4 protein-coding genes are annotated in these 2517 nt (G+C 70.0%); all 4 read left to right on the top strand.

The features are described 5' to 3' along the window. The first annotated feature begins 146 nt into the window (after positions 1-146). Entirely contained in the window at positions 147-527 is a 381-nt protein-coding gene (locus BN903_RS16415; RefSeq protein ID WP_154018035.1) for a hypothetical protein, read from the top strand. Positions 528-600: 73 nt separating this feature from the next. Next, positions 601-1191 (top strand): hypothetical protein, encoded by a 591-nt coding sequence (locus BN903_RS04130; RefSeq protein ID WP_048076529.1) that lies wholly within the window; start codon positions 601-603, stop codon positions 1189-1191. Further along, entirely contained in the window at positions 1188-1985 is a 798-nt protein-coding gene (locus tag BN903_RS04125) for an RNA methyltransferase (protein WP_048076528.1), read from the top strand. Before BN903_RS04130 ends, BN903_RS04125 begins: the two co-directional genes overlap by 4 nt. Positions 1986-2047: 62 nt before the next feature. Continuing rightward, on the top strand, positions 2048-2517 hold a 470-nt coding region (locus BN903_RS04120; protein ID WP_048076743.1), incomplete at its 3' end, for an AzlC family ABC transporter permease.

Raw genomic sequence — 2517 nt, 5'->3', positions numbered from 1 at the left:
CCGTCGCATGGTCGCGACGAGGGGGCGCGCAAACATAAGCGACCGTGTCGGTCGCGCGGGACGGGATCGGCGACCAGCGCGACGCGGCCTCCGTCGTCACGGCGCGCCTCCGGGGAAATTATGCCCGCGGGCGACGATCGATCGACATGGTCGGTTCAAGCGCCCCGGAGGGCCCTCGATCGACGGCCGACAACGAGGCCGTTGTCGGCGGTGCGGCGATCGTCGTCGGCTTGGCGGTCGCGCTGTCGGGTCTCCTGTTGTATCAGGCGTCCGCACCCGGCGGAAGTCACGTCTCCGGGGTCGGACTCGCCCTCGCGTTCGCCGGCGTCTTCGCAGTCGAGCGAATCAGTGGTCGCCTCGGGCTCTCGACGACGACGCGCCACCGGGTAGCACTCGGCTTCGGCGCGCTTGCGGCGGCGCTAGCTCTCGCGTTCCTCGTCGTCGACTACCCCGACTTCTCGGGGGCGGTCGCCGGGTCTGGCGGCGAGTCGGCGGCGGCCGCGATCTGGTTCCGGGCCGCGGGGTAACGCGTCTCGCCGCGTGACGAACGCCCGATCCGGGAAGGACGCGCTTTTATCGCCGCCGGAGCGTAGCGTGACCATGGCGAAAGTGAGCATCGGCCTCCGCGGCTGGCGGTTCGAGGAGGACGAGATATTCACCGGCGACGAGGAGCTCAAGCCCCTCGACGAGATCCCCGAGGACTCCCGAGAGCGACTCCTGCGGCTCGTCTCCCTCGTCGAGGAGCCCTGCGACGTCTGTTACCTCGACTACGGCGAGGCGGAGGTCCACCGGTGTAACGAGGCGGAGATCGTGTACGGCGAGCCGGACGGCGAGGTCCTGCTCTGCCCCGAACACGAGCCGGACCTGCTCTACTGGTTCCGCGAGGCGGGCGGCAGCGACCACAAGGGATCCGTCGAGTTCGCCGATCGCTTCCACGAGTGGGTCGCCGCCGGCAACGAGGCCCCGGAGGGGTACGCCCCCGTCGAGCACGTCGAGGAGGACCCCGACGGACTCCCCGACCTCCCGGACCAGCAGGAGGTCCAAGAGCGGCTCGAAGAGGGCTTCGACGGCGACCGGATCGACATCCTCGAACTCGCCGGCGAGCGGGCCGACGACGACGAGACGGTGACCGACGAGGAGGTCGTGGAGTCCGATCTGGACCTCTCGACCGACTACCCGTCCGACCGATGAGCGGCGAGGAAACGGAGAGCGACCGCCGGAAACCGGTCGTGGTCGTCGTCGAGCCGGAGACGCCGGGCAACGTCGGCACCATCGCGCGGGCGATGAAGAACTTCGGCCTCTCCGATCTCAAGCTGGTGGATCCGCCGGAGCTGAAGGAGGACGGCGAGGCGTACGGCTTCGCCGGCCACGCCCGCGAGGACGTGTTGCCGAACGCCGAGGAGGTCACCTTCGACGAGGTCGTGGAGAACTACCACACGGTCGGCACCACCGCGATCACCGGCGAGGACGACCGCAGCCACGAGCGGTTCCCGTTCAAGACGCCCGTCGAACTGCGCGAGTCGCTGAAGACGGTCGATGCCCAGACCGCAATCGTCTTCGGCCGCGAGGGGCGCGGCCTCAACAACGAGGAGCTCTCGCGGCTCGACGAGGTGTGTTCGATCCCCGCCGCCGACGACTACCCCGTCCTCAACCTCGGGCAGGCCGCCACGGTGCTGCTGTACGAACTCCGCGATCTCACGGTGAACGAGACGCAGCTCCCCGACACGGAGGTGACCCGCGCCCCCGAACCGGACGTGGAGCGCTTCCACGAGTTCTTCGACGACTTCCTCGCGTCGACGGGGCAGCGCGATCACGTCCGCGAGAAGAACGCGCTGCTGATGCGTCGGCTCCTCGGGCGGGCGCACCCGACGGAACGCGAGATACACACGCTGCTCGGTACCTTCCGCAAGGCGAACACGAAGCTGGAACACGCCGACCACCTCGCGGCGAAGTACGACGAGCCGGTCTACCCGCAGGAGGAATAGCCGTGCCCGCCCTCCCGCTCGACGAGGACCTGCTGGCCGGCGTGCGGGACGTCTCCCCGCTCATGCTCGGGATCGCGCCGTTCGCGCTCGTGGCCGGCATCGCCGCCGTCGACGCCGGACTCGGGCTGGCAGAGGCGGTCGGCATGTCCGTGATCGTGTTCGCGGGCGCGTCCCAGCTGGCGGCGCTGGAGCTGCTCGGCGAGAACGCCCCCCTCGCGGTCGTCGTCGGCACGGCCGCGGTGATCAACCTCCGAATGCTGATGTACTCGGCCTCCATCGCGCCCCACTTCGCCGACTACGGCCGTCGGCTCCGCGCGGGGCTCGCGTACCTGCTCACGGATCAGGCGTACGCGCTCTCCGTCGCCGAGTTCGACGAGAACCCCGAGCGCAGCCGGTGGCGCTACTACCTCGGCGCGGCCGCGTCGCTGTGGATCGTCTGGCAGGTCGGCACGGTCGCGGGCGTCGTCCTCGGCGCGAACGTGCCGGACGCATGGGGTCTCACCTTCGCGGTCCCGCTGGTGTTCCTCGCGCT

The sequence above is a fragment of the Halorubrum sp. AJ67 genome (assembly GCF_000513435.1).
The sequence above is the reverse complement of the archived record's forward strand: the minus strand, read 5'-3'. Positions and strand labels throughout refer to the sequence as shown.

Excerpts from the sequence above, each read along its gene's own strand:
- BN903_RS16415 (WP_154018035.1), top strand. The coding sequence starts at position 147 with ATGGTCGGTTCAAGCGCCCCGGAGGGCCCTCGATCGACGGCCGACAAC.
- BN903_RS04130 (WP_048076529.1), top strand. The coding sequence starts at position 601 with ATGGCGAAAGTGAGCATCGGCCTCCGCGGCTGGCGGTTCGAGGAGGAC.
- BN903_RS04125 (WP_048076528.1), top strand. The coding sequence starts at position 1,188 with ATGAGCGGCGAGGAAACGGAGAGCGACCGCCGGAAACCGGTCGTGGTC.